Consider the following 26,642-nt stretch of genomic DNA (forward strand, 5'->3'; position numbering starts at 1 on the left):
GTCAGATCCCTACCGTGAAGCCGTCGGACCAGGTCTGCATCTGCTGCACGATGCCGTCCCACGCACCGGTCAGCAGCAGCAGGCCGGTCACGATCATCATTCCGCCGCCGATCCGCATCACCCAGCTGTAGTGCCGCTTCACCCAGCCGAACGCGCCGAGCGCCTTGCGGAAGGCGACCGCAGCGAGGACGAAGGGCACTCCCAGGCCGAGGCAGTACGCGACGGTCAGTATGGCCCCGCGCCCGGCGCTCGCCTGGTCCATGGAGAGCACGGTGACGGAGGTGAGTGTCGGCCCCAGGCACGGCGTCCAGCCGATGCCGAAGAGCGCACCCAGTATCGGTGCACCCGCGAGCCCTGTCACCGGCCGCCGGTGGAAGCGGAACTCGCGCTGGGTGAGCCAGGGCATCAGCCCCATGAAGAACACACCCATCACGATCATCAGCGCGCCGAGGATCTTGCTGAGGATGCCGTTGTACTCGTGCAGCGTCGATCCGAAGTAGCCGAACAGCGCCCCGCCGGAGACGAACACGGCGGTGAAGCCGAGCACGAACAGACTGGCCCCCGCGACCATCCGCCCCCGTCTGGCCTCCGCCAGATCCGTGCCGCTGACTCCGGTGACGTACGACAGATAGCCGGGTACGAGCGGCAGGACGCACGGCGAGAAGAAGGAGACGAGCCCGCCGAGCACGGCGATCGGCAGCGCGAGCAGCAGGGCACCGCTGTAGACCGTGGTGTTCATGTCGGTCGAGGCGGCGAGCTGCGTGGACGAGAGCAGAAGGGACACGCCGGTCACTTCTCCGCGACGATGGGGTCGAGCATCTCGTGCAGCTTCTCTTCACTGAGCGCCTGCAGCGTGCGGGCCGCGATCTTCCCGTCCCGGTCGATGATGAGCGTGGACGGGATCGTCTGCGGGTTGAGCGTGCCCTTCTTGAAGCGGAGCATCAGCTTGCCCGTCGGGTCGTACAGGCTGGGGTACGTGACCCCCTTCTCCTTCTCGAAGGCCTTCGCCGGAGCGGTGCTGGGGTCACGGGTGTTGATACCCACGAACTGCACGCCCTGCGCGGCGGTCTCCTTGGCGACCTTGACGAAGTTCGGCGCCTCGGCGCGGCACGGCGGGCACCAGGAGCCCCACACGTTGAGGACGACGACCTTGCCCTTGAAGTCCGCGACGTCGAGCTGCTCGCCGTCGACGGTCTTGCCGGAGAGGTCGGGGGCGTCGGCCCGGGACCCCTTGGCGACGGTGGAGATGCCGTCCTTGCCGGCGACGAAGTTGCTGTCGCCTCCGCCCCCGTTGGTGCCGCCCGAGCCGCACGCGGACAGCAGGAGCGCGGCGACGGCGGCCCCGGCGGCGTACAGGGCGGCACGGCCACGGGTGCGGTTCGGGCGCTGGTCTGCGCGGCAGGCGGCACTCATGTGAAAAGTTTCGCATGCCCGTTTCGGGGATCTTCCGCACCCCCCTTGCGGGTGGAAACCCGCATTTCAGGCGGCCTGCCCCCGGAGGTAGGAGTTCCAGCCGCCGGTGGGCTGCTCCGCCACGTCCATCGACTGGAGTTTCGCCAGTACGTCGGGCCTCTGTACGTCCAGCCAGTCCACGAACTGACGGAAGGAGACCATGCGCACGTCGCCGCCCTTCTCCTTCTCCCGGGCGACGTGCGTGAACACGTGCTCGACGGCGTCCATGTAGATGCCGCCGTTCCACTCCTCGAAGTGGTTGCCGATGAAGAAGGGTGCGCGATTTGTCTCGTATGCCCGCTTGAATCCCGCGACGTACGAGTCGGCCGCCTGGGTGCGCCAGGCCGGGTAGTTGTACGAGGGCGCCCGGGTGGAGTTGACCGACTGGTTGGCGAGGATGTTGTAGTCCATCGAGAGGACCTCGAAGCGGTGCCCGGGGAAGGGCATCGCCTGCAGCGGCAGGTCCCACATGTTCTGCTTCTTCTGCGGCCAGCGCTGGACACCGCCGGGCGAGGAGGCGTCGTAGCGCCAGCCGAGTTCCCGTGCGGCGGGCAGCAGGTTGTTCTGGCCGAGCAGACACGGGGTGCGGGCCCCAATGAGCTCCTTCTCGTAGTCGAAGGGCAGCGGCGGCAGATCGGTCCAGCCCGTGTTGGTGCGCCACTCGGTGACGAAGGACTTGGCCTGCTCGATCTCGCTGTGCCACTGGCGGGGCGTCCAGTTGGCGACCGAGCCGGAACCGGCGCAGAAGTGGCCGTTGAAGTGGGTGCCGATCTCGTGGCCGTCGAGCCAGGCCTGACGGACCAGCTTCAGCGTGGACCTGACGTGGTCGTCGCTCAGGTAACCGATGTCCGAGGCGCCGCGGGGGTTGTTCGGCGGGTCGTACGCGCGCTTCTTCGACTCGGGCAGCAGATACAGCCCGGAGAGGAAGAACGTCATGTGCGCGTCGTTCTCCCTGGCGAGCTGGAGGAAGCGGTCGAAGAGACCGGTGCCGACCTCTCCGGCGCCGTCCCAGGAGAAGACCACGAACTGCGGCGGCGTCTCACCGGGCTCCAGCGGCACGGGGTGCTGGGGCTGGTGCGGCTGCTTGCCGGTGTAGGCGGTGGAGCCGTCGCCGATGGGACGCGCGGCCGGCTTCTTCGGAGCGCCGGGCCGGCCGGTGCCGGACGTGGGGGAACCGCCGGGATGACCCGTGGCGTCCCCCTGTGCGGTGGTGCCGCACGCGGCAAGTCCCAGCGCGGCCGCGGCACCTGCACCGAGGCCGATCATTCCCCTCCGGCTGACGTCCCGCATACGGTCCCCATTTCATCGCACCCTCTCAGCTGGCTCTCAGCTGGCAACCCATGAGAGGGCACGATGAAGTCGGTGGTTCCGTCTAACGCGCGCAGATTTATATGATTTTACGAAGATGCGCTCATTTGGCCGGACTTCTCAGCTTTTGCCCGTCAGGTCTCGAACGTCTGCCCGTCAGGCCCCGAACGCTCGCCCGTCAGGCTCCGAACGCCTTGTCCTTGCCCTTCACCGGCTTGGCGCCCGCGAGGAGATGAGCGGGAACCAGATCGCGCGCGGGCTCGGTGTAGCCCACGGACACGATCTTGTCGCCCTTGTAGGTGAAGGTCGTCAGGGACGCCAGCGTGCACTGCCGCTTGCGCGGGTCGTGCCACAGCCGCCGCTTCTCCACATAGCTGCGCACGATCCAGATCGGCAGCTGATGACTCACCAGCACCGCCTCGTGGCCGCGCGCGGCGTCCTTGGCGGCGTCCAGCGCCCCCATCATCCGCACGACCTGGTCGACGTACGGCTCGCCCCAGGACGGCTTGAAGGGGTTGACGAGGTGCTTCCAGTTCTCCGGCCGCCGCAGCGCGCCGTCCCCGACACCGAAGGTCTTGCCCTGGAAGACGTTGTCCGCCTCGATGAGCCGCCCGTCGGTCGCCAGGTCGAGGCCGTGGGCCTTCGCGATCGGCGTGGCCGTCTCCTGGGCCCGCTCCAGCGGCGAGGCCACGACATGCGTGACATCGCGCGACGTGAGGTGCTCGGCCACCCGGTCGGCCATCTGCCGTCCGAGCTCGGAGAGGTGGTACCCGGGCAGCCGCCCGTAGAGCACCCCGTCCGGGTTGGCGACCTCGCCGTGGCGCATCACGTGGACGACCGTGATGTCGCCGCTGCCGGTCGTGCCGTTGCCAGTGGGGTCGCTCATGCCGTGGCCTCCGCCGCTGCCCGCGCCGCCGCCGGAAGGGCGTCGGCGATCCGCTGAACCGCCTGCTCGTCGTGGGCCGTCGACACGAACCACGACTCGAACGAGGACGGCGGCAGATACACACCCTGCGCCAGCATCGAGTGGAAGAACGCGGTGTAGCGGAAGGACTCCTGCGCCTTCGCGCCCTCGTAGTCGCGCACCTCACGTCCCGTGAAGAAGACGGAGAACATGTTGGAGGCGCTCTGCAGGCGGTGGGTCACACCCTCCTTGGTGAGCGCCTCGGTCACCAGCGTCCGGATCCGCTCCGACACCGCGTCGATCTTGTCGTACGCGGCGTCGTCGAGCAGCCGCAGCTGTGCGAGCCCGGCGGCGGTGGCGACGGGATTGCCCGAGAGCGTGCCCGCCTGGTAGACGGGCCCGGCGGGCGCGAGGTGCGCCATCACGTCCTCCCGGCCGCCGAACGCGGCGGCCGGGAAGCCGCCGCCCATGACCTTGCCGAAGGTCATCAGGTCGGGACGAACGCCGTCGATCCCGTACCAGCCGGCCCTGCTGGTGCGGAAGCCGGTCATGACCTCGTCGGAGATGAAGAGGGCGCCGTTCTTCGCGCAGGCGTCCTTGAGGCCCTGGTTGAAGCCGGGCGCGGGCGGCACCACACCCATGTTCCCGGGCGAGGCCTCGGTGATCACACAGGCGATCTCACCGGGGTGCGCGTGGAAGGCGGCCTGCACGGCTTCGAGGTCGTTGTAGGGCAGGACGATGGTGTCGGCGGCCTGGGCGCCGGTGACACCGGGCGTGTCCGGCAGCGCGAAGGTCGCCAGCCCACTGCCCGCCGCGGCGAGCAGCGAGTCGACGTGCCCGTGGTAGCAGCCGGCGAACTTGATCACCTTCGACCGCCGGGTGAACCCGCGGGCCAGCCGGATGGCCGACATCGTCGCCTCGGTACCGCTGGAGACGAGCCGGACCTGCTGGACGGGCTCGACGCGCGCGACGATCTCCTCGGCCAGGGCGACCTCGCCCTCACCGGGCGTGCCGAAGGAGGTACCGCGCGAGACGGCGTCCTGAACGGCGGCGATGACCTCGGGGTGGGAGTGCCCGAGGATCATCGGACCCCAGGAACAGACGAGGTCGACATACTCACGGCCGTCGGCGTCGGTCAGATACGGACCGGTACCGGACACCATGAACCGGGGCGTACCACCCACGGCGCGGAAGGCGCGCACCGGAGAGTTCACGCCACCGGGCGTGACGGCCGCCGCACGGTCGAATAGAGACTGCGAGGCTGGGGCTTCGTAGGAATAAGGCAGTTCGGTCATGACCTGCGACGTCTCCGACTCCGGGGGGCTAGTGACCTCCTCAGGGTAGGCCAGGGGCCCCGGGGAGCCGTGAGGGGAAGAACAGGGGACCGTGAACGGATGAACCCGGCCCGACGTACGGCTCCACAGAGGAATGATCCCGGCCATCGTGGGGCCGGTGTGACGGAGCCCGGTACGACAACCGGGCTCGTTCCCCCGGCCATCTGCGAAACTGGGCTACGAACGGACAGCTCACATGAACGACGGTGTTCAGGGGCCGCGAAGATCCCGCGGACAGGTGTTTCGGCGTACGTTTCGGCGTGCGACCGTGGGGGAGGTCACTGTCACGATGATCGGGTTGCGTGGCGGGGGTCGCGCGACTTAGAAAAGCAGTCGGGTGGAGATATGCATCGCGGTGGCGGACTGGGCGAGGGGACCGACGACCTCAACCCTCGGCGTGCCCGGCGGGGGAAGCACCGGCGCGAGGCGGAGGAAGCGGCAGGCGCAAGAGCTGGACAGGCACAGGGATCGCAGAGTGACCCCGAGCGGATCGACCGCGCGGTGGAGCGGCTGCGGTCGGAGAGCGGGAATGGTGGCCGGGTGGGGGTGACGTACAAATACTTCGGCGCGCCGGACGGCGCGACGGCGGCCCGGGTCCCGATCTCGATGCGCCCCGAGGAACTCGGCGGCGACGAGCTCGGCATGAACGGCATGTTCACCAAGATCAAGCCGGAGACGATGGCCGCGATGGTCCTCACCGGCATAGAAGGCGTCCCCCTGCACAAGGTGCCGCCGCTCGAACTCGTCGTCCTGCACCCCGACTACGCCGTGGTCAAGCTCCCGATGACCGTCGTCGACCCACTGCGCGGCATAGGCGAGGAGGCCGTCGGCGCGGCCGCCTTCATCTGGTCCACCGTCCCGGACCGGGGCGGCCCGCGCGACGCGTTCAACGTCTACCAGCTCCTGCACGAATGGCAGGACTTCTCGCACCGCCTTCATGAGGCGGGGCACCAGCCCTACTGCCTGGTGTGGCCGTGACGCGGGTTTTCCCGGGCATCTGACCCGCGCCTCCCTGGGACCCGGCCCGCTCCGGGGCTCCTAAAACCCGCCCGCCACCCGCAGTACCGCGCCCGTCGTGTACGAGGCGTCGTCCGACAGCAGCCGGGCCACCGCGCCGGAGATCTCCTCCGGCCCGCCCGCGCGACCCATGGGGATACCGGCCCCCCTCGCCGCGGCGTGGTGGACGTACTGGCCCGGGCCGCCCAGGGTCGCCGCGGCGGACGAGACGTCGACGATCGTGCTCCCGCCGGCCGCGGTCATCTCCCGTACGGCGCGGCGCGCGCAGAGCAGACAGCCGAGGCCGTCTCGCATGACCGCCTCCCTCGCCCGCACGGCCGATCAGTGTGTCAGGAGCGCGGCCGGGGGCTGATCGGAACGGGGGCCGCGGTGGCAGCGAGGCGCCGCACCCTGTTCGCCACGCGATTCGGCGCTTTCCGGGAGAGCCGTCGGCGTCCCCGCGCGGGCCCCGGACCCCGGGGCCCGTCAACATCCCGTTACGTCTGCGGCGCCCGCCGTCAAGCATCTGTCAGCGGGACGCTCGGACCCCGGTCGGCCGGGCATAGCTTCACCGGAGTGCCCGGCCGACCAGGCCGGGCAGCGCACACCACCCACCGCACGTCACCCTCTACGAGGAGCAGCACATGTCCCCACTCGACCGTTCCGAGGATCCCGAACCCTCTGAACGTTTCCCGGCCGGACGTCACGGGCTTCGGCTTCCCGGACCTCTCTTCGTCCCCGTCCGGCCGGGACCCACGGGCTGCACGGCCCGCTTCTTCCGCACCCCCCTCGGCGCGCGTACGGCCGTCGGATTCACCTCGGCTGCGAAGCTCACCGTCGCGCTCGGCACCGACCAGACCTGGATCCGGCTCTCCGAACCCGCGCTGCGCGCGCTCGCTGCGCCCCTCGGCGTCACCGCCGTCACCGTCGATCCACAGCTCCCCGCCCCCGCGGCCGACCGCGCCGCCGCCGCTGCCGCTGTCCGCGAGCGCGAGAACTCCTCGCGCCCGTGGCATCCCCAGTACGCCGGTGCCCCGCGGGTGACCGACACGGCCGCCGTCGCCGCCGCCCGTCCGAACCTGCTGATCGGCTGAGGAGGCACCATGTCCGTCCAGGAACTGCCCGTGATCACCGGACCCGCCGTCCGGGCCACCGAAACCCGACCCGCGAAAACCCCCACAAGCCCCGACACCAACACCGGCGCAGGCACAGGCACAGGCACAGGCACCGAAAGCCTCTCCGTCTGGCCACGGTCCACCCGCCCCGCCCCCGACGGCGACCTCTCGCTGGCCGGGGTCTCTCTCGCCGAGGCCGCCGACCGCTTCGGTACCCCCGTCTACGTCCTGGACGAGCAGGAGGTCCGGGACCGCTGCCGTACCTACCGCGCGGCGTTCCCCGAGGCCGACGTCGTGTACGCGGCGAAGGCGTTCCTGTGCCGGGCGATGGCGCACTGGGTACGGGAGGAGGGCCTCGGCCTGGACGTCTGCTCCGCCGGGGAACTCGCGCTCGCCGTCACGACTGGCTTCCCGCCCGAGCGGATCGTGCTGCACGGCAACGCCAAGAGCCCGGAGGATCTGCGCACCGCCCTGCGCCTCGGCGTCGGACGCATCGTCGTGGACAGTACGTCGGAGATCGCGCGCCTCGCCGCGATCACCCCGTCCGGCACCCGGCAGAAGGTCATGGTGCGTGTGGTGCCCGGCATCGCGGCCGGAGGTCACGCGAAGGTGCGGACCGGAACGGACGACCAGAAGTTCGGCCTGTCGATCACGGACGGCTCGGCCCGGCACGCAATCACCCGGATACTCGACCAGCCGCACCTCGAACTCGTCGGACTGCACTGCCACATCGGCTCGCAGATCGCCTCCGTGAAGCCGTACGTCGCCGCCGTGCGCCGCATGGTCGGGCTGCTGGCCCGGGTCCGGGACCAGCACGGGATCGTCCTCCCCCAGCTGAACATCGGCGGCGGCCACGCCATCGCCCACCGGCCCGGCGAGGAGAGCATGAACGTCTCCGTGCTGGCCGACCGGGTTCGCGCCGAACTGAAGAGCGGCTGCAATCGCGCCCGACTCCCGCTCCCCCGGCTGACTTTGGAGCCGGGGCGGGCCGTCGTCGGCCCCGCCGGGGTCGCCGTCTACCGGGTCCTCGCCGTCAAGCGCACCGGCGAACGCACCTTCGTCGCCGTCGACGGAGGCATGAGCGACAACCCGAGGCCCGCTTTGTACGGGGTCCGGTACGCGCCCCGGCTCATCGGCCGAGCCTCCCGCACACCGCCTCGCCTCGTCACCGTCGTGGGCCGGCACTGCGAGGCCGGCGACATCCTCGCCGACGAGGTGGCGCTCCCGGGCGATGTACGCCCCGGCGACCTCCTGGCCGTCCCCGCGGCCGGCGCCTATCAACTCTCCATGGCCTCCGGTTACAACCTCGTCGGCCGTCCTCCCGTGGTCGCGGTGTCCGACGGCATCGCCCGCATCCTCGTACGCCGTGAGTCGCTGGAGGACATGAGCCGTCGGGACGTGGGGATCTGACGCCGCGCACCCCGCGCGGCCCATCGGGGTGAGCAGACGTGTCGCCGCCGATCGGGTCATGTGTGGGAACCCGCACAGGCCCGCCGGACGCCGAGCTCCCACGGCGAATCAGCAGGTCAGAGAGGGTGGTCGACCCTCCGGCGGTCGTCAGGGCGGCCGCCGGGCGGGACCTCGGCCGTGGGCCGGGCGAGCTTCTCAAGTGGTGCGCTTCGCACATCGGACTGACGGTGGATCACGTCGGGCCGGGTTTTTGTCTGCTGACAAGAGGTCAGCTGCCTGGTCGCGACGGAAGGACTCCGACAATGCGATCTGCCCGCATGCTCCTCGCTGCCGCGACGGCCACCGCCGCTCTCGCGATCGCCGCCCCCGGCGCCTACGCCGTCTCGGCCGGCGACTGGGACCACGGCGACTCCTCTTCCTCCTCCTCCAGCAAGGAGCACGAGGACTCTTCGGCCGGCAAGGAGCACGACAAGGACAGCGACCACGGCAAGGGCTCCTGGCACCACGAGAAGCCGGAAGGCGGCGTGCACACCGGTGGCGGTGCGCTGACGACCATCACGGCCGACGACTGGTCCAAGGACGACAAGAAGTACGACCCGGAGACCTACAAGGACAAGGACTCCTCGGGCTCCGGTTCCTGGGAGAAGGGCTCCTCGGACTCCGAGAAGGGTTCGGGTTCGTGGGAGAAGGACTCCTCGGACTCAAGCCACGACAAGGGCTCGTGGGAGAAGGACTCGGAGCACGGCAAGCCCCACGGCGGCATGCACACCGGTGGCGGCGGGCTGGCCACGCCGGGTGTCACGGCCGGTGGAGTCGCGATCCTGGGCGTCGCGGCCGCGGGCGTGTACGCGCTGCGTCGCCGAAGCGCCGCGGGCGGTGTGGCCTGATCATGCCTGACGACATAGCGGCCCGGGCCGCCACCCACGCACCCCGTGGCGGCCCGGCCTGCTCTCCCCCTACGCCTCCCCGCCCGCACCCCTTCCCCGTCTCCCGCTCCCGTCGCCGACCCATCTCCTTGCACTCCTGCTGCTCCTACTGAGCTTCCCGCTCTTGCTGCTCTTGCTGCTCTTGGCGTTCTCGCTCCTGCTGCGCTTCCCGCTCTTCCCGGTCTTGCTGTTCCCGCAGTTCCCGCCCTGTCCGCTCCGCTGCCCGACCCGATGAGGTGGTACCCGATGGCAGCCCGGTTGTCCTCTCCTTCCGAGAGCCCGTACCTGTCGCCCGGCCAGAACTCCCGGCGTCGTGTGACGTGGATCGTGTGGTGCGCCGGTATCGCGGTCCTTCTGGCCATGACCCTGTTCCGGGGCCATGACGAACCGTCCGGCCCCTCCCATGCCTCCCGTGCGGCGGCGGCCCCCGCGCCCTCGGCCTCCAGGGAGCCCTCGGCCGATCGCCCGGCCGGAAAGCATCTCCCGCGGGCCGAGCCGACCCGTCTGCTCATCCCGAAGATCTCGGTCGACGCGCCCTTCACCGACCTCGCCATCGACGACTCGGGCAAGCTCCAGCCCCCGCCCCCGAACGACACCAACCTGGTCGGCTGGTACGCCAAGGGCGTCTCCCCCGGCGAGATCGGTGCGGCGATCATCGCCGGGCACGTCGACACGACGACCTCCGCCGCGGTGTTCGCCGGTCTGAGCGACCTGAAGAAGGGCGACAAGTTCAGCGTCGACCGGTCCGACGGGCGGACGGCGTCCTTCGTCGTCGACAGCGCGGAGACCTTCGCGAAGGACGACTTCCCCGACGCCCGGGTGTACGCCGACACCTCCGACGCCCAGGTCCGCCTCATCACCTGCGCCGGCAGCTACGACCGCTCCGCCAAGGACTACACCGACAACCTGGTGGTCTTCGCCCACCTCGTCTGACCGGGCGAGGGTCCGGCTACCGGGTCACGAGCGAGTCGCCGTAGACGTTGTAGACGGTCACCGTGGCCGCCTTGTCAGTGCCTCCCGCGTAGTCGCGGTAGGCCGCGGCGACCTTCTCCGCCTTGCCGACGGCGTCGTCCACGGAACTTCTCCGGGATCGCCGACTCCTTGAACTCTGCGGCAGCAAGGGGCCGTTCACGCGCTCCCGAGGCCGATCCAGAAGCGGTCCTCTCCGTTCGACCGGCCGTCGGGGACGCCGCCGTTGGTCCGGATCACTCGACGGGATGCCTCGTTGTCGGTGGCGCAGGTCAGCAGCACGCTGTCGAGTCCGAGACGGCGGCATTCGTCGAGGCCCGCCGCGAGCATCCGCGTGGCGTGGCCTCGGCGGCGCCACGGGGTGACCACGTGGTAGCCGACATGGCCGCCGACCTCGGCCAGTTCCGGGGTGAGGCTGTGCCGGACGACGAGGGCGCCGAGGTAGTGCGTGCCGGAGACGTACCAGAGCAGGGTGGACGGAACGCCCCAGCGGGTCCGCACACCGCGCCGCTGCTCGACGAAGGCCGCGAAGTCGTCGACCGCCGGACCGATCCACTCCGTGCTTCTGCCCTCGGCCACGCAGTCGGCCCGCTCGCCGGCCAGATACGAGTCCCGTACGGCCGTGGTGGGCGGGACGAGCCGGGGTGGTGCCACGAGTTCGGTCATGCGCCCGAGTCTCCATCCGCCCCGGCCGTCGCGCCTCCCGATTTCTCTCACGCCTCGAAGCGGTAGCCCATCCCCGGCTCGGTGATCAGATGGCGCGGGTGGGAGGGGTCCGCCTCCAGCTTCCGTCTGAGCTGGGCCATGTACACCCGCAGGTAGTTGGTCTTGTTGCCGACGGAGGCACCCCACACCTCCTGGAGGAGCCGACGCTGGGTGATGAGCCGGCCCGGGTTGCAGACCAGGATCTCCAGCAGCTGCCACTCGGTGGGCGTGAGGCGGATGTCGTGCCCGGCGCGGGTGGCCTTCTTGGCTGCCAGGTCGACGGTGAAGTCGCCGGTGGTGACCAGGACGGTCTCGGGGTCGAGCGCCGGGGTCTCGGTGCGGCGGACGGCGGCCCGCAGCCGGGCCAGCAGTTCGTCCATGCTGAACGGCTTGGTGATGTAGTCGTCGGCGCCCGCGTCGAGCGCGGTCACCTTCTCCTCGAAGGCCCGGCGCGCGGACACCACCAGGATCGGGACGCGGGTCCAGCCGCGCAGGGCCCTGATGACGTCCGAGCCGTCCATGTCGGGCAGCCCGAGGTCCAGGAGGATCACGTCGGGCCGGCGCGCGGCGGCGATCCGCAGCGCGGTGGTGCCGTCGGGGGCGGCGTCGACCGCGTATCCGCGCGCCTGCAGGTTGATCAGGAGCGCCCGTACGAGTTGGGGGTCGTCCTCCGCCACGAGCACCCGGGTCATCGGTAGGGGCCTTTCCTGTCGTAGAGAGGATCGAGCGGTGACGACCGCCGGATCACGCGGAAAGCGTCGTCGGGGAGTTGGCGATTGCGGAGGTCTCCCGAGTCGCCAACTCCCAGGTGGTGGACGTAAACCCATCAGCTCTTCGCCACGAGTGCCTTGAGCGCGATGTTCAGTTCGAGCACGTTGACGCGGGGTTCACCGATGAAGCCGAGGGTCCGGCCGTCGGTGTGTTCGTCGACCAGCTTCTGCACCTGGGCGACGGGCAGTTGGTTCTCGGCCGCGACGCGGTGCACCTGGATGTCCGCGTAGTCGGGGGAGATGTCCGGGTCCAGGCCTGAGCCGGAGGAGGTGACCGCCTCGGCCGGTACGTCCGCGGGCCTCACCGTGTAACCGGGGACCGAGTTGTCCTTGACGACGGCGGCCTTGGCGTCCTTGACCCACTTGATCAGGTCGGCGTTGTCACCGGAACGGTTGGTGGCGCCGGACAGGATCAGCTTGTACTGGGTGTTGACGCTGTTGGCGCCCAGGCCGTTCTGCGGGCGGCCCTGGAACCACTTCAGGTCGGGCTCCGGGGTCTCCTGCCCCTTCTTCAGCGGCAGGTTGTAGGCCTGGCCGATGAGCGAGGAGCCGACGACCTTGCCGTCCGCCTCGATCTCCGAGCCGTTCGCCTGGTCGGAGAACAGACCCTGGGCGATACCGGTGACGGCCAGCGGGTAGAGCACGCCGCAGATGACCGTGAGTACCAGCAGGGCCCGCAGGCCGGCCCAGAGCAACCGGGCCGTGTTCGTAACCGAGTTGTTCATGGGGATCAGCCGATTCCGGGGATGAGGGAGATGAGCAGGTCGATGATCTTGATGCCGATGAAGGGCGCGACCAGGCCGCCGAGGCCGTAGATCCCGAGGTTGCGCCGCAACAGCTTGTCGGCGCTGACCGGCCGGTACTGCACACCCCGCAGGGCGAGCGGCACCAGCGCGATGATGATCAGCGCGTTGAAGATGACCGCGGAGAGGATCGCGGAGTCGGGCGAGGACAGGCGCATGACGTTGAGCTTGTCCAGGCCCGGGTAGACCGCCGCGAACAGCGCCGGGATGATCGCGAAGTACTTGGCGACGTCGTTGGCGATGGAGAACGTCGTCAACGCGCCCCGGGTGATCAGCAGTTGCTTGCCGATCTCCACGATCTCGATGAGCTTGGTGGGGTTGGAGTCCAGGTCCACCATGTTCCCGGCCTCCTTGGCGGCCGAGGTGCCGGTGTTCATCGCCACGCCCACATCGGCCTGGGCCAGGGCGGGGGCGTCGTTGGTGCCGTCGCCGGTCATCGCGACGAGCTTGCCGCCCGCCTGCTCCCGCTTGATCAGCGCCATCTTGTCCTCGGGGGTCGCCTCCGCGAGGAAGTCGTCGACGCCCGCCTCCTCGGCGATCGCCTTGGCGGTCAGCGGGTTGTCGCCCGTGATCATGACGGTCCTGATGCCCATGCGGCGCAGCTCGTCGAACCGCTCGCGCATGCCGTCCTTGACGACGTCCTTGAGGTGGATGACGCCCAGGATCCGGGCGCCGCGCACGTCCTGGACCGCCACCAGCAGCGGGGTGCCGCCCGCCTCGGAGATCCGGTTGGCCAGGGTGTCGGCGTCCGCGGACACCTCGCCACCCTGTTCCTTGACCCAGGTGATGACCGAACCGGCCGCGCCCTTGCGGATCTTCCTGCCGTCGACGTCCACGCCCGACATCCGGGTCTGGGCGGTGAAGGCGATCCACGCGGCACCGGACAGCTCACCCTGGTGCCGCTCGCGCAGCCCGTACCGCTCCTTGGCCAGTACGACGATGGAGCGGCCCTCGGGTGTCTCGTCGGCCAGCGAGGACAGCTGGGCGGCGTCGGCGACCTCGGCCTCGGTCGTCCCCGTCACCGGGACGAACTCCGAGGCCTGACGGTTGCCGAGGGTGATGGTGCCGGTCTTGTCCAGCAGCAGGGTGGAGACGTCACCGGCGGCCTCGACCGCACGGCCCGACATGGCGAGGACGTTGCGCTGCACCAGACGGTCCATGCCCGCGATACCGATCGCGGAGAGCAGGGCACCGATGGTGGTCGGGATCAGACAGACCAGCAGGGCCACCAGCACGACCATCGTGAGGTGCGTGCCCGCGTAGTCGGCGAACGGCGGCAAGGTGGCCACCGCGAGCAGGAAGACGATGGTCAGGGACGCGAGAAGGATGTTCAGCGCGATCTCGTTGGGCGTCTTCTGCCGTGCCGCGCCCTCGACCAGGGCGATCATCCGGTCGATGAAGGTCTCGCCGGGCTTCGTCGTGATCTTGATGACGACGCGGTCGGAGAGGACCTTCGTGCCGCCGGTGACGGCCGAGCGGTCGCCGCCGGACTCGCGGATGACCGGAGCCGACTCGCCGGTGATGGCCGACTCGTCGACGGACGCGACACCCTCGACGACGTCACCGTCGCCGGGGATGATGTCGCCCGCCTCGCAGACGACCAGGTCGCCCACGCGCAGCTCGGTTCCGGGGACCCGCTCCTCGCGGTCACCCACCAGCCGTCGGGCCACCGTGTCGGTCTTGGCCTTGCGCAGGGTGTCCGCCTGCGCCTTGCCGCGTCCCTCGGCCACCGCCTCCGCCAGGTTGGCGAACAGGACGGTGAGCCACAGCCAGGCGCTGATCGCCCAGCCGAACCAGTCGCCCGGGTCCTTGAAGGAGAAGACCGTCGTCAGCACCGAGCCGACGAGGACCACGAACATCACGGGCGACTTGACCATCACCCGCGGGTCGAACTTGCGGAAGGCCTCCGGCAGCGACCTCAGCAGCTGCTTGGGGTCGAACAGACCCGCGCCGACCTTTCCTTCGTCCTTGTGGCCGGTCGGCACATCGCTGTGCGGCGCCCGGGTCGGGGTGGCTGTGGACATCGAGTCCTCTTGGTTCTCTGTACGAGTGGTCATGACGCCAGCCCCTCGGCCAGCGGGCCCAGCGCGAGGGCCGGGAAGTAGGTCAGGCCGGTGATGATCAGGATCGCTCCGACCAACAGCCCTGTGAACAGCGGTTTCTCGGTGCGCAGGGTGCCCGCGGTCGCCGGGACCGGTTTCTGCTCGGCGAGCGAGCCGGCCAGCGCGAGAACGAACACCATCGGCACGAACCGGCCGAGCAGCATGGCCAGCCCGATGGTCGTGTTGAACCACTGGGTGTCGGCGTTCAGACCGGCGAAGGCCGAGCCGTTGTTGTTGGCGCCCGAGGTGTACGCGTAGAGGATCTCGGAGAATCCGTGCGCGCCGCTGTTGGTCATCGAGTTGCCCGGGGTGGGCAGGGCCATCGCGGCCGCGGTGAAGACGAGCACCAGCGCCGGGGTGATCAGGATGTACAGGGCCGCGAACTTGATCTCGCGGGTGCCGATCTTCTTGCCCAGGTACTCCGGGGTGCGGCCGACCATCAGACCGGCGATGAACACCGCGATGATCGCCATGATCAGCATGCCGTAGAGGCCGGATCCGGTACCACCGGGCGCGATCTCGCCGAGCTGCATGCCCAGCATGGTGATGCCGCCGCCCAGACCGGTGAACGAGGAGTGGAAGGAGTTCACCGCACCGGTCGAGGTCAGCGTCGTCGCCACCGCGAAGATCGACGAGGCGCCGACACCGAAGCGGGTCTCCTTGCCCTCCATCGCCCCGCCGGCGATGTCGAACGCCGGACCGTGGTGCTGGAACTCGGTCCACATCATCAGCGCGGTGAAGCCGATCCAGATGGTGACCATCGTGGCGAGGATCGCGTAGCCCTGGCGCAGCGAGCCGACCATCCGGCCGAACGTCCGGGTCAGTGCGAACGGGATGACCAGCAGCAGGAAGATCTCGAAGAGGTTCGTGAACGGGGTCGGGTTCTCGAAGGGGTGGGCGCTGTTGGCGTTGAAGTAGCCGCCGCCGTTGGTGCCGATCTCCTTGATGGCCTCCTGCGAGGCGACCGCGCCGCCGTTCCACTGCTGCGAGCCGCCGAAGAACTGGCCGACCTCGTGGATGCCGGAGAAGTTCTGGATGGCGCCGCACGCCACCAGGACAACCGCGGCGACGACGGACAGCGGCAGCAGGATGCGGACCGTGCCGCGCACCAGGTCGGACCAGAAGTTGCCGAGCTCGCCGGTGCGCGAACGTGCGAAGCCGCGTACGAGGGCCACGGCCACCGCGATGCCGACGGCGGCGGAGACGAAGTTCTGGACGGCGAGACCGGCGGTCTGCACGACGTGGCCCATGGCCTGCTCGCCGTAGTACGACTGCCAGTTGGTGTTCGTCACGAACGACGCGGCGGTGTTGAACGCCTGGTCCGGGTCGATCGCCGAGAAGCCGAGCGAACCGGGCAGGTGACCCTGCAGGCGCTGCAGCAGATAGAGGAAGAGAACGCTGACGGCGGAGAAGGCGAGGACACCGCGCAGATAGGCGGGCCAGCGCATCTCCGTGTTCGGGTTGGCGCCGATGCCCTTGTAGATCCACTTCTCGACGCGCAGGTGCTTGTCGGAGGAGTAGACCCGGGCCATGTAGTCGCCGAGGGGACGGTAGGCGAGTGCCAGTGCCGCTATGAGAGCCAGCAGCTGAAGCACGCCGGCGAGGACGGGGCTCATATCGAGGCTCAGAACCTCTCCGGGAAGACGAGGGCGAGGATGAGATAGCCCAGCAGGGCGACGGCCACGACAAGGCCGACGATGTTCTCGGCGGTCACAGCTTCGTCACCCCCTTGGCGACGAGGGCCACCAGCGCGAACACCGCGATCGTGGTGACGACGAAGGCCACGTCGGCCATCGTGAGCTCCTAGATGAGATGCGGATCGAATGGAACTGACGGTTAGAGGAGAACGCCTTTCCGGCCGGTTTCGGCCACCGTTGACGCCTCCCATACGGAGCGCGGTCCGCCTTTGACACATCCCTTACGGGGCGCGGCGGAACCCCTGCTCCGGGGCCCGCACACCGTCCCGCGGGGGCCCTGGCCGGCGTCCGGCTTCCGGCTCAGGACAGCCGGAAGCGCAGACGGCAGATCACCGCGTCCGTGTCCCGGCGCACCGCGTGCGCGACCACGGCGCCCCGCTGGTTCTGCAGCAGCCGCTGCCAGAAGCGCTCGGGCTCGACCTCGGGGATCAGCACGGTGACCCGGGTGCCGGGTGCGGCGACCTCGCGCACGTACGCGGCGATCGGGCGCCCCAGGGCGCGGCGCTCGGAGGCGACCCTGACGAGGGGCACTCCGGGGTTCCACAGCTCCCAGGCCGCCTCCAGCGCCGCCGCGTGAGCGCGGTCCTCGGGGTCGGAGTGGCACACGGTCACCGCGCGCACCTCGTCGCCGAGCGAGCCGGCGGCGTTCAGCGCCTCGCAGGTGAGCCGGGACAGGTTCGACACCGGGACGATCACGACGGAACGGTCACGGTGCGGCCGCTCCGGGATACGCCCGAGGCCGAGCCGCTCCCCGATCCGCGCGTACGCCCGCTGCACGGTCTCGAAGGCGGCCACCAGCAGCGGCAGCGCGATCACGATCAGCCAGGCACCGTCCGCGAACTTGGTGGCGGTCACGACGACGGCGGAGACACCGGTGAGCACGGCGCCGCATCCGTTCAGGAGGGCCTTGCCCCGCCACCCGCTCCCCCGCTCCCGGCGCCAGTGCCTGACCATGCCGACCTGGGCGATCGAGAAGCCGACGAAGACACCGATGGCGAAGAGCGGCACGAGCGTGTTGGTGTCGCCGCCGGAGAAGACCAGCAGACCCGCCGAGACGAGAGCCAGCGCGAGCACACCGTGCCGGTGCACCTGGCGGTCGGCCTTGAGCGCGAAGACGTGCGGCAGGTAGTTGTCGCGGGCGAGGAGCTTCAGCAGGACCGGAAGCCCGCCGAAGGAGGTGTTCGCGGAGAGGGCGAGCAGGACCATCGTCGCGAACTGGATGACGTAGAAAGCCCAGTTGTGGCCGAGCGAGGCGTCCGCGAGCTGGGCGAGGACGGTGACGCCCTCGACCGGCTGGAGGTGGAAGCGCGAGATCAGTACGGACAGCCCGATCAGCATCGCGCCGAGGACGGCCCCGAGGGCGACCTCCGCGCGCTGGGCCCGCTTCGCGCGCGGGACACGGAAGGACGGCACGGCGTTGGCGAGGGCCTCGACGCCGGTGAGGGCGCTGCACCCGGAGGCGAACGCCTTCAGCAGGAGCAGGGCGCCGACCGTGGTGGCGTTGTCGGCGAGGACGGAGGCGTGCCCGTCGGCGGCGGCCGTGCTGACGGGTCCGGACCGGAAGAGGCCCACGACGATGAGCACGAAGACCGAGCCGACGAACACGACGGTCGGCACGATGAAGGCCCGCGCGGACTCGACGATGCCGCGCAGGTTCACGCCCGTGATCAGCGCGAGCACGGCGAGGCACAGCCACAGCCGGTCGCCGTAGAGCCCGGGGAAGGCCGAGGTCAGGGCGGCCACCCCGGCCGTGACGGCGACGGCCACGTTGAGCACGTAGTCCAGGACCAGCGAGCCCGCGGCCACCAGGCTCGTACGGGCGCCGAGATGGGTCCTGGCGACGGCGTACGAGCCGCCGCCGTCCGGGAACGCGGCGATCACCTGCCGGTAGGAGGCGACGAGCACGGCGAGCAGACCGGCGATGGCGAGGGTGACCGGCAACGTGAAACCGAGACCGTGCGCACCGGCGGCGGCGAGCACCAGGACGATCGCCTCGGGGCCGTACGCCACCGACGCCATCGCGTCCAGGGAGAGTGCGGCCAGGCCGGTGACGGCGGTGAGCCGGTGGCGCTCGCCGGTATCCGGGGGTTCCTCTTCGGCGGGGGCGGCACCGGGGGCGGCGGTCAGGACGGACATGGGGCGGGTGCTCCTCGGCTCGGGGCGGGCCCTCGCGGGGCCTTCGCTTAAGGAGCCGCACACGCGGGGAGGCGGTGTGCGGCTGCGCCCAGGTTGTTCCCGGCCCCGGACCGGCGCGCGCACCCCTTGCGGGATCTTCGCGCCGATCCCGCCGTCCTTGTCGCAACCTTGACGCCGCGGTCCATCAGAGACCCGTCAAGGCAGGGCGTCCTCGGCCCTCCGGTTCTCTACCGTCGGACCCATGGAACGCCGCAACGATCCGTGTGAAGCGGACGAGGTGCCCCCACCACCCGCCGCGGAAGTGGCACACGACCTTCTCTGGGCCCGGGACCTGCGCAGCTCGATCCGCTGCGCGGGCGTCCTCCTCGCCCTTCTGCTCCTGATCGACCGGGCCGCCGGCACCCTCACCGACCTGCGCGCCCTGCTGTGGGTCACGCTCGCGGCGCTGCTCTTCCTCGTTCTGTGCCCCACCCGGGTCGCCGCGGGCGAGGGCTGGCTGTCCACCCGCGGGCTGTTCGGCACCCGGCGGGTACGGACCGACCATCTGGTGTCCGTGCGCTGCCTGGACGGCGTCGGCCGGCGGCTCGTCCTGCGCGACACCTTCGGCACGCGCGTGGAGATCGACCCCCGCGTCCTGGTCGACAACCCGGCGCTGTGGCACCGCCTCGACGAGGACACCCGCGTCTCCGCACTGCGCGGCTCCCTCACCTGCGGGGCGACGGCACTGCGCCGCGTCTCGGAACGGATCGACCGCGAGACGGCGCTGACGGTGTTCAAGGTGTCGGGACTGGACTGAGCGCCGGGACTGGACTGAGTACCGGGACCCGACCGAGTACCGGAGCCTGACCGCGTACCAGGACCCGACCGAGTACCGGAGTCTGACGGAGTGTCGGGAGCGTCCGTACCCCCCTCCGCGGGCTTACCCTCCGCCCGTGCTCAACGTGACGGGGATCCTCAAACGGCTGGTGATCGGGCGGGCGATGCGCAGCGAGGAACTGCGCGAGACGTTGCTGCCCAAACGGCTGGCCCTGCCGGTCTTCGCCTCCGACCCGCTGTCGTCCGTGGCGTACGCGACGCAGGAGATCCTGCTCGTCCTCACCCTCGGCGGACTGGCGTATCTACACTTCACGCCGTGGATCGCGGGCGCGGTGGTGGCACTGATGGCCGTCGTGGTGCTGTCGTACCGGCAGGTGGTGCACGCCTATCCGAGCGGCGGCGGCTCCTTCGAGGTGGCGTCGACGAATCTGGGCCCCTCGGCCGGTCTCGTCGTCGCCGCCTCGCTCCTGGTCGACTACGTGATGACCGTCGCCGTCTCGGTCGCCTCCGGCGTCGACAACATCATCTCGGCGATCCCCGGGCTCGCAGACCAACGGGTCCCGATGGCGATCGGCTTCGTCGCGGTCCTGGCGGCCATCAACCTGCGGGGGATGCGCGAGTCGGGACGGGCCTTCGCCGCGCCGACGTACCTGTTCATCGGCGGCATCCTGATCATGGTGGTCACCGGCCTGATCCGCTACGTCCTCGGGAACCCGCCGGTCGCCGAGAGCGCCGCCTACGGCATCACGCCGGCCCCCGCCGACGCGCACCTCGCGGGCCTGGCCCTGGTGATGCTGGTGCTGCGCGCGTTCTCCTCCGGCTGCACGGCGCTGACCGGCGTGGAGGCGATCTCCAACGGCGTACCGGCGTTCCGCAAGCCCAAGTCGCGCAACGCGGCCACCACCCTCGCGGTGATGGGCGGCCTCGCGGTCGTCATGTTCGTCGGCGTCACCACGCTGGCGCTGGTCTCGAAGGTGCACATCACGAACGACGCCTGCCGGCTCACGGGGCTGAGCGGCGACTGCGCCACCTACACGCAGCGCACGGTCATCGCGCAGATCGCGGCGGCCGTGTTCGGCGGGGAGAACAGCTTCGGCTTCTACTTCATCCAGGCCGTCACGGCCCTCGTCCTCATCCTCGCCGCGAACACCGCCTTCAACGGCTTCCCGCTGCTGTCCTCGATCCTCGCGCAACACCGCTATCTGCCCCGCCAGTTGCACAACCGGGGCGACCGGCTGGCCTTCTCCAACGGCATCCTGGCCCTCGCGATCGTCGCGGGCCTGCTGCTGTGGGGCTTCCGCGCGAACGTCACCAGCCTCATCCACCTGTACATCCTCGGTGTGTTCACCTCCTTCACGCTCTCCCAGCTCGGCATGGTGCGGCACTGGAACCGTGAGCTGCGCGGCGAGCCCGACCCGGCCACCCGCCGCCGCCACCAAACGGCGCGCGTGATCAACGCGGTGGGCGCGGTCGTCACCGGACTGGTCCTCCTCATCGTCCTGACGACCAAGTTCACACAGGGCGCGTGGCTGGCCGTCCTCTCGGCGGCCGTGCTGTGGGTGATGATGCGCGCGATCAGGCGCCACTACGACTCCACGGCGGCGGAGCTGGCGGTGACCGACCCCCACGGTGAACTCGTGCCGCCCAGCCGGGTGTTCGCGATCGTGCTCGTGTCCACGCTGCACAAACCGACGCTGCGGGCCCTCGCCTACGCGCACGCGGTCCGCCCCGACCGGCTGGAGGCGCTGACGGTCTCCGTCGACCCGGACGCGACGGCCGAACTGCGCAGGCGCTGGGAGGAGTACGGCATCGACGTACCGCTGAAGATCATCGACTCCCCCTACCGCGAGATCACCAAGCCGGTCGTCGGGTACGTCCGCTCGGTGCGCCGCGAGAGCCCGCGCGATGTCGTCGCCGTCTTCGTCCCCGAGTACGTCGTCGGCCACTGGTGGGAGAACCTCCTCCACAACCAGTCCGCGCTGTGGCTCAAGAGCCGGCTGCTCTTCACCCCGGGTGTGATGGTGACGAGCGTGCCCTGGCAGCTCAGCTCCTCGGCCCACGCCGACCACCCGGCGCCCCGGGCACCGGGGTCCGTCCGCCGGGGCGAGCCACAGGTGCCTCCGCGGCCACGCAGCGGATAGCCGGAACCGGCAGTCGGAAGCCGGCAGCCGGTAGCCGGTAGCCGGTAGCCGGTAGCCGGTAGCCGGTAGCCGGTAGCCGAGGCTCGGTCACAGGCGGCCGCGGGACCACTGCCCACCCGCCGTTCAGTCGAACGGGGTGTCCGTTTCTCGCCGAAAGGAGCATCTCCGCAGCTCCACCCGTTGGCGCCCCCGTGATGCGCGACCGGCCGGTCTTAACGCAAGCTTGACGCCTGGGGTCCCTGGACGCATGGGCCCATGGATCACTCTCTGCATACGCTGATGGCGCCGTCTCCTCGATGGCCGGAACCGATCGAAGAGCCGTACGTCAGGAGAGTCACCGATGGCCAGCACCGAGCCCGCCCCGCCGAGCCGCTTGCGGGCGTGGATGCTGGAAGGCCTGTCCGACATGGGCAAGAGCAAGGGCCGCCAACTGCCGCGGCAGGCCGAGCCCGCGCCCGTGCACAAGGGGCAGCGCTGGTGGCGCGTCATGTGCCTGACCGGCGTCGACTACTTCTCCACCCTCGGCTACCAGCCGGGCATCGCCGCCCTCGCGGCCGGACTGCTGTCCCCGGTGGCGACCATCGTGCTCGTCATCGTCACCCTGGCGGGCGCACTGCCCGTCTACCGCCGGGTCGCGGAGGAGAGCCCGCACGGTGAGGGCTCCATCGCGATGCTGGAGCGTCTGCTGTCCTTCTGGAAGGGCAAGCTGTTCGTCCTCACCCTGCTGGGCTTCGCCGCCACCGACTTCCTGATCACCATCACCCTCTCGGCGGCCGACGCCTCCACCCACCTGGTGGAGAACCCTCATCTGAACGACGCGCTGCACGACAAGCAGATGGTGATCACCCTGTTCCTGGTGGCCCTGCTGGGCGCGGTCTTCCTCAAGGGCTTCCTGGAGGCGATCGGCGTCGCGGTGGTGCTGGTGGCCATCTATCTCGCGCTCAACGTCGTGGTCGCGGTGTCGGGAATCTGGCAGGTGATCACCCACGAGTACGTCGTCACCGACTGGACCACCGCCCTGACCGCCGAACACGGGAACGTCTTCGCGATGATCGGGGTGTCCCTGCTCGTCTTCCCGAAGCTCGCGCTCGGCCTGTCCGGCTTCGAGACCGGTGTCGCGGTCATGCCGCACGTGGAGGGCGATCCCGGCGACACCGAGGAGAAGCCGGCCGGACGGATCCGCGGCGCGAAGAAGCTGCTGACCACCTCCGCCGTGATCATGAGCGTCTTCCTGATCGTGACCAGCTTCATCACCACCGTACTGATCCCGGAGAAGGAGTTCGAGCCGGGCGGCCAGGCCAACGGCCGCGCGCTCGCCTATCTGGCGCACGAGTACCTGGGCAACGCCTTCGGCACGGTCTACGACGTCTCCACGATCGCCATCCTGTGGTTCGCCGGAGCCTCCGCCATGGCCGGACTGCTCAACCTCATGCCGCGGTATCTCCCGCGCTACGGCATGGCCCCGCACTGGGCGCGCGCCGTCCGCCCCATGGTGATCGTCTTCACCCTGATCGCGTTCCTGGTCACCTGGATCTTCGACGCCGACGTCGACGCGCAGGGCGGCGCGTACGCCACCGGTGTCCTCGTCCTGATCAGCTCCGCCGCCATCGCGGTCACCATCGCCGCCCGCAAGGCCCGCCAGAAACACTGGACGAACGCCTTCGCCGTCATCTCGGCGGTCTTCCTCTACACGACCGTCGTGAACGTCATCGAGCGCCCCGACGGTGTGAAGATCGGCGCCTGCTTCATCGCCGGCATCATCCTCGTCTCCCTGCTCTCCAGGCTCGCCCGCGCGTTCGAACTGCGCGTGACCAGCATGACCATGGACGACATGGCCGAGCGGTTCGTACGGGACATCGCGAGCCGCCGGATCCGGTTCATCGCCAACGAGCCCGACAAGCGCGACCTCACCGAGTACCGCGAGAAGATCGAGCAGATCCGCGCCGACCACGACCTCCCGCCCCAGGAGGACTTCGTCTTCCTGGAGGTCACCGTCGGCGACCCCTCGGAGTTCGAGTCGGTCATGAACGTACGCGGCGAAGTCCTGCACGGCCGCTACCGCGTCCTCACCCTGGAGTCCGCCTCCATCCCCAACGCCCTCGCCGCCCTGCTGCTGCACGTCCGCGACACCACGGGCCGCATCCCGCACATCTACTTCGAGTGGACCGAGGGCAACCCCTTCACCAACTTCCTGCGCTTCTTCCTCTTCGGCCAGGGCGAGGTCGCCCCCGTCACCCGAGAGGTTCTGCGCGAGGCCGAGCCCGACCGCGCACGACGGCCACGGGTGCACGTCGGCTGACCGGGGAGCCGGGGCCCCGGCTCCCTCCGCGGGGGCCGACACACCGGAACGCGGTGAGAGGCCGGTAAGAAGGCCGGTCACGGACCCGCTCACCAGGTCGCAGGCCTCCGACGGCTTGGCACACTGGGCAGGTGCCCCAGAATGTGCTGCTCGCCGAGGACGACCGCGCCATCCGCCATGCCCTGGAAAGGGCACTGACGCTGGAGGGCTACGAGGTGACGGCCGTGGCCGACGGGGTGGAGGCGCTGGCCCAGGCCCACCGCACCCCACCGGACGTCCTCGTCCTCGACGTCATGATGCCCGGCATCGACGGCCTCCAGGTGTGCCGCGTGCTGCGCGCCGAGGGCGACCGCACACCGATCCTGATGCTCACCGCGCTCGTCGAGACCGCGGACCGTATCGCCGGCCTGGACGCGGGCGCCGACGACTACGTGGTCAAGCCGTTCGACGTCGAGGAGGTCTTCGCCCGGCTGCGCGCCCTGCTGCGCCGCACCGGGAGCGGCGCCTTCGACGACGTACCGGCGCCCGCGCCCCGGGAGCCCCAGACGTCCGGCACCCAGATCTCCGCGGCCGGGCTGCGCATGGACATCCAGGCACGCCGGGCCTGGCGCGGGCAGCGCGAGCTGGAACTGACCCGGACCGAGTTCGAACTCCTCGAACTGCTTCTCCGCAACGCGGGCATCGTCCTCGACCACTCCACCATCTACGACCGGATCTGGGGCTACGACTTCGGCCCCGGCTCCAAGAACCTCGCCGTGTACGTGGGCTACCTGCGGCGCAAACTCGACGAGCCGGGAGCACCGGCGCTGATCCACACCGTCCGGGGCGTGGGGTACGTCCTGAGGGAGGACTGAGTGCCACCGGCGCCGTCCGGCCACCCCTCGGGTCCCGCCCTCCCCGGAGATCCGGGGCCCGCCGGCCGTCCGAGCGAGCCGGGGCCCGCCGGGAGCGACGTCGGAAACCCCGCCGACGCGAACGCCGCGGGCTCCGCCGGTAACGCCGACGGGAACCCGCCCAGCGCTGCGAGCGGCCCGGGGCCGACCGGACCAGGCGCCAACGGCCACGACAACGGCAACAGCGACAGCGACGCGGGCCCGGCCGCCGGGCACGGAGGCCGTCGGTGGGAGGCCCGGCGGGCACGGCTCTCGTGGGGGTCCCGGTCAGCCGGGGCGTCCCGTCGGCTGCGCCGCTTGTCCTCCCTGCGCGCCACCTTCACCGTGTCCTTCGCGGCCGTCGCCGCCGCCGTCACGGTCCTGGTCGGGTTCCTCAGCTACGACGCCGCCGCCCGGCTGGTGCGCGTCGACCAGCAGACGGTGTTCGCCGAGGTCGTACAGGACCTGCGCGACCAGGTGCGTGAACACCCGCTGCAGACGAGCGACTTCGCGTCCTCCGACCCCGACCACGACGGGCCCCTCGACGACATCATCCGGCCCAGCCGCACCGACGTTCAGGTGCTCGGGCCCGGCGGTGCGATCGTCGACCGCGGCAGTCCGCCGCTGCCCGTGAACAGGCACGACCGGGCCATCGCCGACGACGGCGGGGCGGGCAGGCTGGAAGAGGACAGGGACGTCGACGTCGCCGGCGACCGCTACCGGCTGGCGACCGTCTCGCTCGGCGGCGGGCGGGGCGCGGTGCAGGTCGCCCAGCAGTTCAGCGACACGGAGGATCTGCTCCGGGAGCTCCAGCAGCGGACCGTACTGCTCGTCGGGGCTGTCGTGATCGCCGCGGGGCTGTTCGGCTGGTGGCTGGCCCGGCGCATCACCCGGCGCCTGGTGCGGCTCGCCGGAGCGGCCGAGGACGTGGCGCGCACCGGCCGCCTCGGCATCCAGGTGCCGGTCACCGGGTACGACGAGGTGGCCCGGCTCGGCCGGTCCTTCGACCGGATGCTCGGCCGCCTCGCCCAGTCCGAGGAGGACCAGCGCCGCCTGGTCCAGGACGCGGGACACGAACTCCGTACGCCGCTGACCTCGCTGCGTACGAACATCTCCATGCTCCGCCGGATCGACGAACTGCCGCCCGACGCCCGCGAGGAACTCGTCGCCGACCTGGCCCTGGAATCCCGGGAACTGACCGACCTGGTCAACGAACTCGTCGCCCTCGCGGCCGGTCAGTCCGACACCGAGCCCGTACGACGACTCGACCTCGCCGAACTCGCCGAGGACGTCGCGATCGTCGCGCGCCGTCGCACCGCGCGGGAGATCACCGTCCACGTCACCGGCGACACCGCGGTCGACGGCCGCCCGACCGCCCTGCAGCGCGCGGTCTCCAACCTCGTGGAGAACGCCGCCAAGTTCGACCGTGGCGGCAAGTCCCCGATCGAGGTCGTGGTGGCGGGCCCCGCCCAGGGAACCGACGGAGCACAGTCCGGTGACTCCGGCGGCGGTACGGACATGACCGCCCGTCCCGGGCCGGTCCGCGTCGAGGTGCTCGACCGCGGTCCCGGCATCGGCGACGACGACCTCGTCCGCGTCTTCGACCGTTTCTACCGCGCCGCCGACGCCCGCAGCCTGCCCGGCTCCGGCCTCGGCCTGTCCATCGTCCGCGAGGTCGCCACGGCCCATGGAGGCACTCCGTTCGCCTTCCACCGCAAGGGCGGCGGCACGGTGATCGGCTTCACGGTGGAGAGCTAAGCACCCCGCCGCGGGGCGCCCGCGGGTGCCGGTCTCGTTGTGGGTCGGGGCCGTGCCGGTACATCCGCCCGTCGCCGCTGGATCAGACGTGAGCTTCCGAGGGAACCGCTGCTCGATCCGAACGTAAGC

General features: G+C 70.4%; 23 protein-coding genes and 1 pseudogene. 10 read left to right on the forward strand and 14 right to left on the reverse strand.

Annotated elements, in window-relative coordinates:
• Position 1: 1 nt before the first annotated feature.
• The 5 genes from ABZX90_RS27585 to hemL form a co-directional block, all read right to left on the reverse strand.
• Positions 2-739 (reverse strand): cytochrome c biogenesis protein CcdA, encoded by a 738-nt coding sequence (locus tag ABZX90_RS27585; protein WP_355209146.1) that lies wholly within the window; start codon positions 737-739, stop codon positions 2-4.
• Between the two features lie 50 nt (positions 740-789).
• Complete coding sequence (locus tag ABZX90_RS27590) at positions 790-1,413, reverse strand: TlpA disulfide reductase family protein (RefSeq protein WP_351124377.1); 624 nt, start codon at positions 1,411-1,413, stop codon at positions 790-792.
• A 66-nt stretch (positions 1,414-1,479) separates the two neighbouring features.
• On the reverse strand, positions 1,480-2,742 hold the full coding sequence (locus ABZX90_RS27595; RefSeq protein ID WP_355209098.1) for a hypothetical protein: 1,263 nt from the start codon (positions 2,740-2,742) through the stop codon (positions 1,480-1,482).
• 196 nt (positions 2,743-2,938) lie between these two features.
• Positions 2,939-3,646, reverse strand: coding sequence for a histidine phosphatase family protein (locus tag ABZX90_RS27600; protein WP_351124371.1), 708 nt, complete (start codon positions 3,644-3,646; stop codon positions 2,939-2,941).
• The gene (hemL, locus tag ABZX90_RS27605) at positions 3,643-4,959 is read right to left on the reverse strand and encodes a glutamate-1-semialdehyde 2,1-aminomutase (protein ID WP_351124368.1); all 1,317 of its coding nucleotides are present in this window, start codon (positions 4,957-4,959) and stop codon (positions 3,643-3,645) included. Before hemL ends, ABZX90_RS27600 begins: the two co-directional genes overlap by 4 nt.
• A 579-nt stretch (positions 4,960-5,538) precedes the next feature.
• Between hemL and ABZX90_RS27610 the strand changes: the two genes are divergently transcribed.
• Positions 5,539-5,976, forward strand: a complete 438-nt coding sequence (locus ABZX90_RS27610; protein ID WP_003974483.1) for a hypothetical protein — start codon at positions 5,539-5,541, stop codon at positions 5,974-5,976.
• A gap of 60 nt (positions 5,977-6,036) precedes the next feature.
• Here ABZX90_RS27610 and ABZX90_RS27615 read toward each other — a convergent pair.
• Positions 6,037-6,315, reverse strand: a pseudogene (locus ABZX90_RS27615) (SDR family oxidoreductase); the annotation flags it as partial.
• A gap of 323 nt (positions 6,316-6,638) precedes the next feature.
• Between ABZX90_RS27615 and ABZX90_RS27620 the strand changes: the two are divergent.
• The 4 genes from ABZX90_RS27620 (at position 6,639) to ABZX90_RS27635 (ending at position 10,378) form a co-directional block, all read left to right on the forward strand.
• Positions 6,639-7,088: an SAV_915 family protein gene (locus tag ABZX90_RS27620; protein ID WP_355209102.1), complete on the forward strand. Its 450-nt coding sequence runs from the start codon at positions 6,639-6,641 to the stop codon at positions 7,086-7,088.
• Positions 7,089-7,097: 9 nt separating this feature from the next.
• Entirely contained in the window at positions 7,098-8,519 is a 1,422-nt protein-coding gene (lysA, locus tag ABZX90_RS27625) for a diaminopimelate decarboxylase (protein WP_355209105.1), read from the forward strand.
• A gap of 302 nt (positions 8,520-8,821) precedes the next feature.
• The gene (locus ABZX90_RS27630; protein WP_351124359.1) at positions 8,822-9,406 is read left to right on the forward strand and encodes a hypothetical protein; all 585 of its coding nucleotides are present in this window, start codon (positions 8,822-8,824) and stop codon (positions 9,404-9,406) included.
• A gap of 285 nt (positions 9,407-9,691) precedes the next feature.
• Positions 9,692-10,378, forward strand: coding sequence for a class F sortase (locus ABZX90_RS27635; RefSeq protein WP_351124356.1), 687 nt, complete (start codon positions 9,692-9,694; stop codon positions 10,376-10,378).
• A 16-nt stretch (positions 10,379-10,394) separates the two neighbouring features.
• Here the strand turns inward: ABZX90_RS27635 and ABZX90_RS27640 are convergent, their stop codons facing one another.
• The 8 genes from ABZX90_RS27640 to ABZX90_RS27675 form a co-directional block, all read right to left on the reverse strand.
• A complete protein-coding gene (locus ABZX90_RS27640) occupies positions 10,395-10,520 on the reverse strand; it encodes a hypothetical protein (protein WP_351124353.1) in 126 nt (41 codons plus the stop codon).
• Between the two features lie 53 nt (positions 10,521-10,573).
• A complete protein-coding gene (locus ABZX90_RS27645; protein WP_351124350.1) occupies positions 10,574-11,080 on the reverse strand; it encodes a GNAT family N-acetyltransferase in 507 nt (168 codons plus the stop codon).
• Positions 11,081-11,127: 47 nt separating this feature from the next.
• Complete coding sequence (locus ABZX90_RS27650; RefSeq protein ID WP_355209110.1) at positions 11,128-11,811, reverse strand: response regulator; 684 nt, start codon at positions 11,809-11,811, stop codon at positions 11,128-11,130.
• A 134-nt stretch (positions 11,812-11,945) separates the two neighbouring features.
• A complete protein-coding gene (locus ABZX90_RS27655) occupies positions 11,946-12,614 on the reverse strand; it encodes a potassium-transporting ATPase subunit C (protein WP_355209113.1) in 669 nt (222 codons plus the stop codon).
• Positions 12,615-12,619: 5 nt separating this feature from the next.
• The gene (gene kdpB, locus ABZX90_RS27660) at positions 12,620-14,749 is read right to left on the reverse strand and encodes a potassium-transporting ATPase subunit KdpB (protein WP_355209116.1); all 2,130 of its coding nucleotides are present in this window, start codon (positions 14,747-14,749) and stop codon (positions 12,620-12,622) included.
• Positions 14,746-16,410 (reverse strand): potassium-transporting ATPase subunit KdpA, encoded by a 1,665-nt coding sequence (gene kdpA / locus ABZX90_RS27665; RefSeq protein ID WP_351124340.1) that lies wholly within the window; start codon positions 16,408-16,410, stop codon positions 14,746-14,748. Before kdpA ends, kdpB begins: the two co-directional genes overlap by 4 nt.
• A gap of 8 nt (positions 16,411-16,418) precedes the next feature.
• Positions 16,419-16,508, reverse strand: a complete 90-nt coding sequence (gene kdpF, locus ABZX90_RS27670; protein ID WP_043188605.1) for a K(+)-transporting ATPase subunit F — start codon at positions 16,506-16,508, stop codon at positions 16,419-16,421.
• Between the two features lie 283 nt (positions 16,509-16,791).
• Positions 16,792-18,627, reverse strand: a complete 1,836-nt coding sequence (locus ABZX90_RS27675; RefSeq protein WP_355209121.1) for an APC family permease — start codon at positions 18,625-18,627, stop codon at positions 16,792-16,794.
• Between the two features lie 241 nt (positions 18,628-18,868).
• Between ABZX90_RS27675 and ABZX90_RS27680 the strand changes: the two genes are divergently transcribed.
• The 5 genes from ABZX90_RS27680 to ABZX90_RS27700 all read left to right on the forward strand — a co-directional run bounded on the left by ABZX90_RS27680 (position 18,869) and on the right by ABZX90_RS27700 (position 26,513).
• Positions 18,869-19,423: a hypothetical protein gene (locus ABZX90_RS27680; protein ID WP_355209124.1), complete on the forward strand. Its 555-nt coding sequence runs from the start codon at positions 18,869-18,871 to the stop codon at positions 19,421-19,423.
• Between the two features lie 136 nt (positions 19,424-19,559).
• Complete coding sequence (locus ABZX90_RS27685; protein ID WP_351124331.1) at positions 19,560-21,584, forward strand: APC family permease; 2,025 nt, start codon at positions 19,560-19,562, stop codon at positions 21,582-21,584.
• Between the two features lie 340 nt (positions 21,585-21,924).
• On the forward strand, positions 21,925-23,883 hold the full coding sequence (locus tag ABZX90_RS27690; protein ID WP_351124328.1) for an amino acid transporter: 1,959 nt from the start codon (positions 21,925-21,927) through the stop codon (positions 23,881-23,883).
• A 131-nt stretch (positions 23,884-24,014) separates the two neighbouring features.
• On the forward strand, positions 24,015-24,737 hold the full coding sequence (locus ABZX90_RS27695; RefSeq protein WP_355209128.1) for a response regulator transcription factor: 723 nt from the start codon (positions 24,015-24,017) through the stop codon (positions 24,735-24,737).
• 336 nt (positions 24,738-25,073) lie between these two features.
• A complete protein-coding gene (locus tag ABZX90_RS27700; RefSeq protein ID WP_355209131.1) occupies positions 25,074-26,513 on the forward strand; it encodes a HAMP domain-containing sensor histidine kinase in 1,440 nt (479 codons plus the stop codon).
• Positions 26,514-26,642: the final 129 nt, after the last annotated feature.

It is taken from the genome of Streptomyces sp. NPDC002935 (assembly GCF_040611295.1).
In the GTDB taxonomy this organism is placed as follows: Bacteria; Actinomycetota; Actinomycetes; order Streptomycetales; family Streptomycetaceae; genus Streptomyces.